Here is a 10,402-nt window from a genome sequence, read left to right as displayed (position 1 = left end):
CCCCCCCCCCCCCCCCCCCCCCCCCCCCCCCCCCCCCCCCCCCCCCCCCCCCGCCAGCGCTATCCGAGCAGCGGGGTGGCGGCCTTCGCCGCGTCGTCGAGCGCCTGCTCCACGGACTTCTTGCCGAGCAGGGCGGCCTGGATCTCCGGAGAGAGGACGCCCTGGACGTCGCGCGCCTTCTCGTGCAGCGGGCCGACCGTGCTGGTGGCCACGTGCTTCTCCTGCTCCGCGAGGACGGGGTCGCTGGCCCAGAGCGGACCGGTGGACTTGCGCGGGGAGAACAGGCCGGCGCCCATGTCGTACTTCTTGGTGTTCTCGGCGTTCGTGGCGAAGGCGATCCACTTGCCGGCGGCGTCCTTGTCCTTGGCGTTGCGCAGCATGGACAGCGAGCCGACAGTGCCGTAGCCGATCTGCTTGGTCTCCGTGAAGTGCGGGACGACCTGGATGTTCTCCTTGCCCCAGAACTTCTCGATCTCCGCCACCGGCACGTGCCAGACGCAGGCGACCTTGTTCTGCGCGGCGCGGGTCTGCTCGATCGGCGGGCCGGCGGTGATCAGGGACTTGTCGACGTAACCGGCGTCGACGAGCTGCTTGAGGAAGTTCAGCGCCTTCTTCCCGGCGTCGCTGTTGAAGGCGACCGACTTGCCGTCGGGGCTGAACACGTCGCCGCCGGCCTGCCAGAGCAGCGGGTAGAAGGTCTGGTTCAGGGTCTGCTTGGCGTCACCGGCATACGCGGTGATGTCGTAGCCCTTGGCCTTGAACTTCGGGGCCAGGGCGAGCAGGTCGCTCCAGCTGGTCGGGTACTTCGTCTCGCCGACGGCGGCGAAGACCTTCTTGTTGCAGATCGGCGTGGCGGCGCTGGTGAGGATCGGGGCGCCCATCATCTTGCCGTCGATGGTCACCGACTGCACCACGTTCTCGTGGAAGTCGCTCTTGGCCGCGGCATCGAGGTACTTGTCGACGGGCTCGATGTTGCGCGCGTACTTGGGCAGCTGGTCGGGGATGAGGTAGACGACGTCCGGCCCCTTGTTGCCCGCGATGGCCGTGGCGAGCGCCTGGTCACGGTTGGCCCAGGGGAAGATCTCGGTCTTGACCTCGATATCGGGGTTCGCCGCCTGGAACGCCTTGATCGTCTCGTCCCAGTGGGCGCGGTGCTTCGCCTCGTCGAAGATCACCGGGTATGTCCACATTGTCACGGTCGTCTTGCCGGAGTCACCGGAGCCGGAACCGCCGCAGCCCGTGGCCGCGAGAGCGGCGACGAGCGCCACCGCCACGGCCGACAGGCTCTTCCGAACACGCATCTCGCATCCTTCCGGGGGAGTCATGTTCGCAGTACATTAACTTACGGTCCAGGCCGATACTAGAGCCCGTAAGTACCGAGGTCACATCGTTACTGTTCGTGCAAATGCCTGGACAGATCGATCCAGATCCGTAATAGCGAAGGACTCCGATGACCGTCACCCTCGCCGTCGTCGGCGCCGGTAACCGCGGCAGCACGTACGCCGGATACGCGCTGCGCCACCCCGAGCAGGCCCGCATCGTCGCGGTCGCCGACCCCCGGCCCGCCCACCGCGCCGCGCTCGCCGACGCCCACGGCGTCGCGGCGGCCGGGTCGTTCGACTCCTGGCAGGCCCTCGCCGCGCAGCCCCGGCTGGCCGACGCCGTCGTCCTGGCCACCCCCGACCGCGAGCACGCCGAACCGGCCGCCCGCCTCGCCGACCTCGGTTACCACATCCTGCTGGAAAAGCCGATCGCCCCCAGCGAGGCCGAGTGCCGGGCGGTCGCCGCGGCGGCCGAGCGCACCGGCGTGCTGCTCGCCGTCTGCCACGTGCTTCGCTACACCCGCTACACCGACGCGGTGAAGCGGTACGTCGACGACGGCGCGCTGGGCCGGATCATCGGCGTCGAGCACCTCGAGCCGGTCGGCTGGTGGCACTTCGCGCACTCCTACGTGCGCGGCAACTGGCGCCGCGCCGACGACTCCTCCAGCAGCCTGCTCGCCAAGTGCTGCCACGACCTGGACTGGCTGCGCTACATCGTCGACGACACCCCGGCGCGGGTCAGCAGCGTCGGGGCGCTGCACCACTTCCACCCCGGCAACCGGCCGCGCGGCGCCGCCGACCGCTGCCTCGACTGCCACGTGGAGTCGACCTGCCCCTACTCGGCCGCCCGCTTCTACCGCGACTGCCTCGCCGACCCGGACCGGCACCAGTGGCCGCTGTCGGTGGTGACCCGCGACCTGACCGACGAGGGCGTCGACGCGGCGCTGCGCGACGGCCCGTACGGGCGGTGCGTCTACGGCGGCGGGAACGACGTCGTCGACCACCAGAGCGTCACCGTCTCCTTCGCCGGCGGCGCGACCGCCACCCTCACCATGAGCGCCTTCACCCCCGGCGGGCACCGACGCACCCGGATCATGGGCACCCACGGCTACCTGGAGGGCGACGGCGAACAGGTCACCGTGACCGACTTCGTCACCGGCGAGACGGCCACCACCGACACCCGCGGCGGCGGGGCGGACGCCGGCTCCGGCCACGGCGGCGGCGACATGGCGCTGATGGCGGCCTTCGTCGAGTCGGTCGCGACCGGCGACCGGTCACGGATGCGCTCCGGGCCGCGGGAGTCCCTGGACAGTCACCTGATGGCGTTCGCCGCCGAACGCAGCCGGCTCGCCGGCGGCGTCCCCGTGGCGCTCGGGCCCGCCGCCTCCTGACGGGGGCGGCACCTGCCGTCGGCGCCTCGGGACCGACCGGAGCGCTGCCCGAGACTGTGAATCTGCGGTGTCTTCGAGCCGCACGTCGTCGTACGCGGTCAGCAACCGACTCAGTCGTTGCGGGTCACCGCAGGATCCGTGAGCGAAACGACGAAGCCGTCACGAACGACAGACACCGGCGCCTTCGGGCGGGGGACGACATCCCGACGGTCTCCCGCAACCGCTGCCACTTCGCCAATGATCAGGCGTGTTCACCAGCCAACCGCCGGGCCAGGTCCTCGGCTACCGACTCCACGACCGCTCTGGGCGGCTCCACCCAACTGTCGAAGCGGCCGGCGACCGCGTGTTCGAGCAGTTCCTCTCGGCGGGGGGACTCGATGCCGGCCGCGTCGAGAAACCAGCCGAGCACCGTCGTGCAGCAGCCGTACCAGCCGGACTCGTACTGCGTGCGGTCACCGACCGCAGTCACCAGGTGAGCAACCGCGCGCTCCCATCCGTGCAGATCGTCAGCCCGGAGCGGCAGGAACCGGTCGAAGCGCTCCGCTAGATCGTCCAGCCAGTCGCGCCACTCCACCAGGGCCGCGGAGACCGTGGTCGCGGTCGCCTCCGGCGTGGTGACCGAGTGCGAAAAGCAGCACCAGGAGCCAACCGGGCCACCGTCGAAGTCGCCCTCCCCGACCGACCAGCGCCAACCCACCGCCCACCGTCCGTACCGGTCGACAAGCCCGGCCGACACGTTCTCCAGCCAAAGGTCTCTGAGACGCCAGTCGGCCTCCGGCGAGGGAAGGTCGAACGCCGCGACCAGATCGCCCACCACCGCCCGAACCGTCTCCGGATCGAAGACCCGATCGGGAGTATCGGTATCCGCCCAGCTCAGCCGACTCGGATAGGGCAGCCTGCGGTCCTGTCGCGCCGGGTAGACGGTGATCCCGCCATTGCCCCGAACAGCCCGCCAGGCCGGCGGCTCGCCCGTACCGTCCGCCGCCGGGGCTGCCTCCGCGAAGCGGGCGCGCGCATCGGTGGCGAGCTCTACCAGCAGTTCATGCCAGGCCACCACGGCGTCAGCGAGGCGGGTCAGCGTCTCATCCGGTGTCGTCACCGCAGGACGTTCCGCCCGCCAGAGGGGAATAACGCCGCGGTCCTGGTAGTCCTCCATCGCGACCGTGTACCACCAGCCCACCACCCAGTCGCCCAGGTGCTCGACCAGCGCCTCCGTCATCCGGTCGTACCAGAAGTCAGTGAGCCGCCAGTCGGTGCCGGCCGGCGGGACCTCGGCGGCCGGCGGCAGCACCCGCACCAGCTCCGCGACACCGGCCGGGTCGAATGCGGGCCGCGCGGCGGGATCGACGTCTCTCCAGGTGAGTCGCCAAAACTCGGGGAGACTGACTCGGTCAGTTGTCACACTCGACCTTCCTTACGGCAGCCGACCAGCCCAACCGGGCCGCCCTTGCGCTCGCGGCCCCCGCCATCGACGAAGTCGCGTTCGTTCGGCGGCCCTGGGGCACTCTCCTGATCGCTCGGCCGTGCCTGCACCTCACCGTCACACGTCACCACCAGAGTCACTGGGCACCGTGTCGGTGCTGCGCGACACTCGGGATGGTGTCGACGAAGTTCGCGGGTGATGCGGACCGTCTTTGTCCGTACGTACGAGACATGGTTGCTGCCTCTCGCAGCCGCAGACGCGGCCACCAACGCCGAGGGCGAACGCGGCATTGATCCTCGCACCTGGGCCGACGACCCATGACCGCAGGATAGGTCACTGCATCCGCAGCACCGCGACAGCAGTCCGACGGGTCGGCGCGCACGGCCGGCGGCAGAAGCGGACACGCCTTGCCGCAGGTTGCTCGGCAGTACGTCAGCGTTGGTGGCTGGACCGAGCCGGCCCGTCGACTCATCCGTTGACACCATCACTCGCGCTCCAATACGCTTAACAGGTTGGTTAAGTGAAGGGAGCTTCCGATGGCTGGCACCGATCAGCTCAGCGCGGTGTTCTCGGCGCTCGCCGACCCGACTCGACGGGCGATCCTCGCCGACTTGGCCGAACGCGACGCCACGGTCACCGAGCTCACCGCGCCTCTGTCCATCTCGATGCCAGCGGTGTCACGGCACCTGAAAGTGCTCGAGCGCGCTGCGCTCATCTCGCGGTCGCGGTCGGGCAAGTGGCGCGCGAGCCGCCTCGAGGCTGCCCCCCTGCGCGAAGCGGCCGACTGGATCGAGCGCTACCGGCGGTTCTGGGACTCGTCCCTCACCCGCCTCGATGCCCACCTTGCCGCGGTGCAGGCCGCCGGACCGGCAACGGACCGGATGGCCAACGACCCCAAGGAGATCGAATGAACAGCGAAACTCCACAGATCGTCATATCGCGCGTGTTCGACGCGCCGCGAGAGCTCGTCTACCGAGCCTTCACCGATCCCGAGCACCTGGCGGCGTGGTGGGGCCCGACCGGCAACTCACTGCCGCGCGACGAGATCGAGTTCGACGTGCGCCCCGGCGGCTATCAACGGTGGACGGAGGTCAGTGCAGCCGACCCCGGCCTTCGCGTGCACATCCATGTCGACCTTCTGGACATCGCTGACGGCGAACTGCTCGAAGGCGTCATGCACGTCAGCGGCCGGCTACAGGAGGGCATCGAGCCGTTCGAGACGAGGCTGCGGGTCGAGTTCCACGACGAAGCCGACGGGCGGACGCGACTGGAGATCCGCCAGTGGCTGCCCGAGCACCTGACACACCCCAGCGAGGAGGGTTGGCGCCAAGCGTTCACCAAGCTGGACGCCACGTTGACGAATCTCCAGGTCCTTGCAGCTGATCATCGAGAGGTACGAGCATGGCCAAGCTGATCTACGTGACCAACACGTCGCTTGACGGCTACATCGAGGACGAGCGCGGCGCCTTCGACTGGCTCCCACCCGACGACGAGGTGTTCGCGTTCACCACCAATCTCCTGCGGTCGTTCGGCACGTTCCTCTACGGACGACGCCTGTATGAATCGATGGCGGTCTGGGAAACCAATACCGCTCTGGCCGCCCAGTCCGAGCTCATGGCAGACTTCGCCAGCGCCTGGAAGGCGGCGAACAAAGTCGTCTACTCCACGTCCCTCGCCGCGGTGTCGACCGCCGACACCCGAATCGAACGCCAATTCGACCCCGCCGCGATACGCCAACTCAAGGCCACAGCCAGCAGCGATCTCACCGTAGGAGGTGCCAACCTCGCGACGCAGGCTTTCCAGGCCGGGCTGATCGACGAGTGCCAGCTGTTCGTCTGGCCCGTTGTCGTCGGCGGGGGCAAGCCAGGGCTGCCGACCGGCATGCGGACCGACCTTGAGCTCCTCGACGAGCGCCGATTCCCAAACGGCGTCGTACACCTCCGCTACCGCCCTCTCGGACGATGACCGACAGCCCGGTCCGATCGGCGGCGCCTGCCTGACGCGCGGAGCGCTGACGACCGATTCGGCCGGATGAGGTCGCCCATCACGAACTGGCGCGCGAGCAGTAGGTCACGTGCGGGGATGGCTGGTGATGCCGTCCAGGATGGTGGTCAGGTTGTGGCGGAAGGTTTCCTCGGCGTCGAGGTGGGCACCGTCGATGACGAGCCGGGCGACGGTGGGGTAGCGGCCTGTTTCGAGCATGCGTGTCAGGTAGGGCCCGAGGGCGGCCTGCCAGGCGGACACGTCGGTGCCGGTTGACCGGGCGGTGCGTCGTTCGGTGATCTCCCTGCGGAGCGCTCCGACGATGAACGCGTTGAGGGCGCCCACGGCTCGCTGGAGATCGTCGATGCCGCGCACGCCGGGGGCCCGGCCGAGCGCCGCCGCAGTCGATTCGCCCACGGCTAGCGCGTGCGGCCCCAGGTGTGGCCTTCCGCCGAGCAGGTCGGCGAACCACTCATGGTCAAGGGCGGCTCTGCGGGTCGCCTGGGCGATGGCCAGCACCGTGGCGCGCCACTCGGGGTGCTGGCCGACCTCGGCGATCTGGGCATACACGGCGTCGACCATCAGATCGAGCAGTTCGGATCTGTTGGTCACATAGTCGTAGAGCCGCATCGGACCAACGCCGAGCTCTTTGGCGATCTTGCGTACCGACAGCCCGTCGAGGCCGTGTGCGTCGGCGAGCCGGATCGCCGTGGCGGCGATCTTCGCGCGGCTCAGGGGCACCGGCGCCGCGCGAGGCTGGGGCTCGGGCCGTTCCCAGACGGGCAGAGGTGCGCTACCGTACGCTGTATCCATAAGATACAGCGTACGGTAACGGAGATGATGATGCGAATCGCGATCGCCGGCGGTGGCCTCGGCGGCCTGACGCTGGCCCGGATCCTGCACCAGCACGGCATCGGCGCGGTGGTGTACGAACGCGAGGCGAGCCGATCCGCGCGATCGCAGGGCGGCTCGCTCGACCTGCACCCCGAGTCCGGGCAACAGGCCCTGGCCGCGGCGGGTCTCGCCGGCCGATTCCGGTCCGAGGCACGGCCGGAGGGCGAGGAGCATCGCATCCTCGACCCGGCCGGACGCACCCTCGTGCACCACAAGCCACAACCCGGCTCATTCGCCGGACGCCCCGAGATCGACCGCAGCGCGCTGCGTGATCTCCTGCTCGATTCGCTTCCTCGCGACGCGGTCGCGTGGCAGCACCGGCTCGTCGCGGCGACGCCACGACCCGACGGAGGCTTCGGGCTGACGTTCGACGGCGGCCGCAGCGCCGACTGTGACGTGCTCATCGGCGCGGACGGCGCGCGCTCGGTCGTCCGGTCGCTGCTGACCGACGCGAAACTGTCCTACGTGGCCACGCTGGTAGAGCTGAGCATCGGCGACGCCGACCGACGGCACCCGGATCTCGCCGATCTGGTCGGCCCCGGAAACCTCTGGTGCGTCGGCGTGAACCAGATCCTGGCAGCACAACGACTCGGCGACGGCAGCATCCGAGTCGGGATCTCCCTACGCGCGGAGGACCGCCACATAGACACCTACCGCAGCAAGCGCGCCCTGCTGGACATGTTCGCTGGCTGGAACCCCAGCCTCACCGCACTCATCGAAGCCGGCGACAACCCGTCCCCACGCAGGATCGAGGCGATGCCCACCGGTACACGCTGGGCCCACCAACCGGGCATCACCCTGATCGGTGACGCCGCGCACCTCATGCCGCCGGTCGGCGAGGGCGCCAACCAGGCCATGCTCGACGCCGCCGAACTCGCCGCCGAACTCGCCACCCACCCCGCCGGCCCCGACGCGGCGATCCGGACGTACGAGGAGGCGATGTTCCTCAGAATCCACCCGATCGCCGAAATGTCCGCACGAGTGCAGGCAATGATGCTGTCCCCCACCGCGGCCGACGACATCGTCCGCTTCTTCGCGCCGCAGCCCGCCGAGCCGGCACCCGCCGGTTGACAACGCGACGCAGCCGGGCCTAACTGATGGCGGATCACGGCAACCACTGCTACTTTCGCGGAGGCCGTGCGAGAGAACGAGGAGGTGGTACCCGTGAACGCAACGACATGGGTGCTCCCCTCCGGGGTCACGGTCGGACGATAGATCGTCCGGGAGCGCCGTTCACGAGCACTCCCGAAAGGCACGACCGTGCGATTCACTTCCGAACAGCGCCTCGACGACGGTCTCCTCGAGCGCGCATTCACCCTCGGCGAGATCCCCGGCATCCTGTGGACGCCCGGATCCGCAACCGCACCGGCCCCGCTGATCCTGCTCGGTCACCCCGGCGGACTGCACAGGATGTACCCCCGACTGTTGGCCCGGGCCCGGCACGCCGCGGCGGAGGGCTTCGCCGCGGCCACCATCGAGCTTCCCGGGGGCGGTGATCGGCCCCGTTCCGCCGCCGCCGAGAAGGCCCGCGCCGACCTGCACCGGGCGCTGGCGGCCGGCGAGCCGGTCGACGACGATATCGTCGACCGGCTCGTCCTCCCGCTGGTCGCAAAGGCGGTACCGGAATGGCGGGCCGTCCTGGATGCCGCCCTTTCGCTGCCCGAGATCGGTGGCCCGGTCGGGTACGCGGGAGGGGTGATCGCCATCGGCATCCGGCTCGCGGTGGTCGAGCCGCGCATCTCGGCCGCCCTTCTGTTCGCCGGGAGCTTCGTGCCCCGCACCCTGTTCGACGAGGCCCGGCAGGTCACCATTCCGCTGCATGTCCTGCTGCAGTGGGACGACGAAGGAAACGACCGGCAGCTGGCCCTGGACCTCTTCGACGCCTTCCGCTCCAAGGAGAAGACGCTGCACGCCAATATGGGCGGGCACACCGGCGTACCGCAGTTCGAGGGGGACGCCGGGAACCGGTTCTTCGCCCGGCACCTGAAGTGAGGCCGGCCTGTCAGGCCGGCAGCAGACGATAGAAGCTGTCGGACAGGATGCTGCTCATCGAGGATGGCCTGCCCTCCTCGATGGCGGTGGCCAGCAGACCCACAACTGCCCCGAGCGCGCCGGTGCCGCCCATCGGCGGTTCCGGCGCGCTCGGGACGATGCCGATCAGCGCAATCCCTCATGGGTGGCGGCGAGAATCCTGGGCGGTGTCATCGGGCGCGCGTCGACCGGGTGCGCCTCCAGGGCGAGCCGTTGCCCCACGGCGACCTGCCCGGAGGCCATGCGCAGCAACGGTTCCACCTCGCAAAGCCGGGCGGCGCTGTCCACCGGGCCCGGCGGCACGGCGATGAGCTGGTGGCCGTGCGGGGTGGGCGGCCGGAAAGGTCGATGAGCGTCTGCCAGACGGCACACGTCGCCGCGTCCGGATGCATGCGCCCGTGAGCTGATATCACCGTGCTTACGAACGCTTCGCGGCAGCGGGGTCGCGCCGATCAGAAGATGCTGACTACGGCGAGTTCGGAGGCTTGGCCTTCTGTGGGTGGATCGTTTCGTGGCGGGCCAGCATGGCGACGAACTCGCTGATCTTCCGCTCGCGGGTCCGCGCCTGTTTGACGGCGTCGAGGCGGTGGATGAGAGCGAACCGGTTGGTTTTGGTGAGTACGTCGAACATGGCCTGGGCGGCGGGGTTGGCGGCGATGGCGGCGAGCAGGTCGGCCGGTACCTCGGCCTCCGACGGCGGGGCGTAGGCGGCCGCCCACCGCCCGTCGGCTTTCGCGGCTTCTACCGCGGCGCGGCCGGGGGGCAGCATCCGCCCCTGCGCTTCCAGCCGGGCCACGTGGGCGACGTTGCGCTGTGACCAGGAACTGCGGGGCCTGCGAGGAGTGAACCGGATCCAGGAGGTTTCCTGGTCCCGTTTACGGGCCTGCCCGTCGATCCAGCCGAAACACAGGGCCTCGTCCACCGCCTGCTGCCAGGTCAGCGTCGTGACTGTGCCGCCCTTCTTGGTCAGGGCGAGCCAGACACCGGGCGACGTGGCGTGGTTGACCGACAACCACGCGCGCAACGCGTCGGCGTCCGCGACGATCAACTCATCCAGTTCAGCGCTCGCCATGGCAGCAGGCTATCGCCACGCTGTGACGCAGCCGCAGCCGTGAGCCGGAAGCGTACGAGCCGGCGACGCCCGGCGATCCCGCCCGCGACCTCAGCCGCTCGGTCTGTTCGCCACCGGTGACAACGTCATCGACGGCAGGTGCGACCGGATCGTCAGGAATCACACTTCCGAGGTGTCGGACGGTCTTCCCGTCGTTCCGCGTCAACGGCACCTCTCGCTGACCGAAGGGCTGACGCCGCAGCGGCGCGCCCGCCTGGTCACGTGCCCTCACCGCGTCAGCACGCCC

Annotated in this window: 12 protein-coding genes; 6 read left to right on the top strand and 6 right to left on the bottom strand. The window is 69.7% G+C overall.

The window, feature by feature from the left end:
- Window positions 1-59 precede the first annotated feature (59 nt).
- Complete coding sequence (locus ACSNOB_RS30305) at window positions 60-1,301, bottom strand: ABC transporter substrate-binding protein (protein ID WP_393106773.1); 1,242 nt, start codon at window positions 1,299-1,301, stop codon at window positions 60-62.
- Window positions 1,302-1,450: 149 nt separating this feature from the next.
- Between ACSNOB_RS30305 and ACSNOB_RS30300 the strand changes: the two genes are divergently transcribed.
- On the top strand, window positions 1,451-2,713 hold the full coding sequence (locus tag ACSNOB_RS30300) for a Gfo/Idh/MocA family protein (RefSeq protein WP_436690669.1): 1,263 nt from the start codon (window positions 1,451-1,453) through the stop codon (window positions 2,711-2,713).
- A gap of 241 nt (window positions 2,714-2,954) precedes the next feature.
- On the opposite strand, the gene ACSNOB_RS30295 is transcribed toward ACSNOB_RS30300, so the two are convergent.
- Window positions 2,955-4,115: a hypothetical protein gene (locus tag ACSNOB_RS30295; RefSeq protein WP_436690667.1), complete on the bottom strand. Its 1,161-nt coding sequence runs from the start codon at window positions 4,113-4,115 to the stop codon at window positions 2,955-2,957.
- 557 nt (window positions 4,116-4,672) lie between these two features.
- On the opposite strand from ACSNOB_RS30295, the gene ACSNOB_RS30290 reads away from it, so the two are divergent.
- From ACSNOB_RS30290 to ACSNOB_RS30280, 3 genes are read left to right on the top strand one after another with little or no spacing between them, the layout of a single operon-like run.
- Window positions 4,673-5,047: an ArsR/SmtB family transcription factor gene (locus ACSNOB_RS30290; protein ID WP_436690665.1), complete on the top strand. Its 375-nt coding sequence runs from the start codon at window positions 4,673-4,675 to the stop codon at window positions 5,045-5,047.
- Window positions 5,044-5,550: an SRPBCC family protein gene (locus tag ACSNOB_RS30285; RefSeq protein WP_436690663.1), complete on the top strand. Its 507-nt coding sequence runs from the start codon at window positions 5,044-5,046 to the stop codon at window positions 5,548-5,550. Before ACSNOB_RS30290 ends, ACSNOB_RS30285 begins: the two co-directional genes overlap by 4 nt.
- Complete coding sequence (locus ACSNOB_RS30280) at window positions 5,538-6,101, top strand: dihydrofolate reductase family protein (RefSeq protein ID WP_436690661.1); 564 nt, start codon at window positions 5,538-5,540, stop codon at window positions 6,099-6,101. The genes ACSNOB_RS30285 and ACSNOB_RS30280 overlap by 13 nt, the downstream gene beginning before the upstream one ends.
- A 105-nt stretch (window positions 6,102-6,206) precedes the next feature.
- Here the strand turns inward: ACSNOB_RS30280 and ACSNOB_RS30275 are convergent, their stop codons facing one another.
- Window positions 6,207-7,028 (bottom strand): TetR/AcrR family transcriptional regulator, encoded by an 822-nt coding sequence (locus ACSNOB_RS30275; RefSeq protein WP_436690659.1) that lies wholly within the window; start codon window positions 7,026-7,028, stop codon window positions 6,207-6,209.
- Here ACSNOB_RS30275 and ACSNOB_RS30270 point away from each other — a divergent pair.
- Together ACSNOB_RS30270 and ACSNOB_RS30265 are read left to right on the top strand one after the other, a co-directional pair.
- Window positions 6,957-8,084 (top strand): FAD-dependent oxidoreductase, encoded by a 1,128-nt coding sequence (locus tag ACSNOB_RS30270; protein ID WP_436690657.1) that lies wholly within the window; start codon window positions 6,957-6,959, stop codon window positions 8,082-8,084. The two genes, ACSNOB_RS30275 and ACSNOB_RS30270, sit on opposite strands and share 72 nt — an antisense overlap.
- Window positions 8,085-8,273: 189 nt before the next feature.
- A complete protein-coding gene (locus tag ACSNOB_RS30265) occupies window positions 8,274-9,005 on the top strand; it encodes an alpha/beta hydrolase (RefSeq protein WP_436690655.1) in 732 nt (243 codons plus the stop codon).
- A 10-nt stretch (window positions 9,006-9,015) separates the two neighbouring features.
- Here the strand turns inward: ACSNOB_RS30265 and ACSNOB_RS30260 are convergent, their stop codons facing one another.
- From ACSNOB_RS30260 to ACSNOB_RS30250, 3 genes are all read right to left on the bottom strand, one after another.
- On the bottom strand, window positions 9,016-9,138 hold the full coding sequence (locus ACSNOB_RS30260) for a hypothetical protein (protein ID WP_436690653.1): 123 nt from the start codon (window positions 9,136-9,138) through the stop codon (window positions 9,016-9,018).
- Between the two features lie 32 nt (window positions 9,139-9,170).
- Window positions 9,171-9,296 (bottom strand): hypothetical protein, encoded by a 126-nt coding sequence (locus ACSNOB_RS30255; RefSeq protein ID WP_436690651.1) that lies wholly within the window; start codon window positions 9,294-9,296, stop codon window positions 9,171-9,173.
- Window positions 9,297-9,510: 214 nt separating this feature from the next.
- The gene (locus ACSNOB_RS30250) at window positions 9,511-10,116 is read right to left on the bottom strand and encodes a YdeI/OmpD-associated family protein (protein ID WP_436690649.1); all 606 of its coding nucleotides are present in this window, start codon (window positions 10,114-10,116) and stop codon (window positions 9,511-9,513) included.
- Between the last annotated feature and the right edge of the window lie 286 nt (window positions 10,117-10,402).

The organism is Micromonospora sp. URMC 106 (assembly GCF_051386395.1).
Taxonomy (GTDB): domain Bacteria; phylum Actinomycetota; class Actinomycetes; order Mycobacteriales; family Micromonosporaceae; genus Micromonospora.
The sequence above is the reverse complement of the archived record's forward strand: the minus strand, read 5'-3'. Positions and strand labels throughout refer to the sequence as shown.